Annotated in this window: 1 protein-coding gene; it reads left to right on the forward strand. The window is 46.4% G+C overall.

What is annotated here, in order from left to right; genetic code table 11:
- Positions 1-549, forward strand: a 549-nt coding sequence (locus R7Q11_RS28590) for a methyltransferase (RefSeq protein ID WP_225467277.1), incomplete at both ends; no start/stop codon positions are given.

A 549-nucleotide genomic window follows, 5' to 3' on the forward strand; every position in this document is an offset into this window, starting at 1 on the left:
GATGTTCAAAGAATATGGCCCGGTGAACAAATACGACTCAGCTCGCCGCTGCTCTTTCTACTGGGGTAATTGCTTAAATGAGCCAAAACCATTCAATCAAGAAGAGTGGTTTAAGTCTTACACGGTAACCCTTGGTGAGCAGTCACTTACAGTAAAAAGTTTACCGGGCGTATTCAGTCATGGTGAATTTGACTTAGGCAGCCGTCTACTACTGGAAACCTTACCTAACTTGTCAGGCAAAGTGCTCGATTTTGGTTGTGGTGCCGGTGTTTTAGGCGCGTTCATGGCGAAAGCAAACCCAGAAATTGCGATTGAGATGTGTGACATCAACGCGTATGCCATCACCTCAAGCCAAGCAACGCTTGAAGCCAACGGTTTGTCTGGTCGCGTGTTTGCGTCTGACATTTACTCAGATACGGCCGAAGACTACCAATTTATCATCAGCAACCCACCATTCCACAGTGGTTTAGACACCAATTACAACGCGGCTGAAACTCTGTTAGGTCACGCGCCACAACATCTTTCAAACCATGGTGAGATGATCATTGT

This window comes from Vibrio sp. 970 (genome assembly GCF_033339075.1).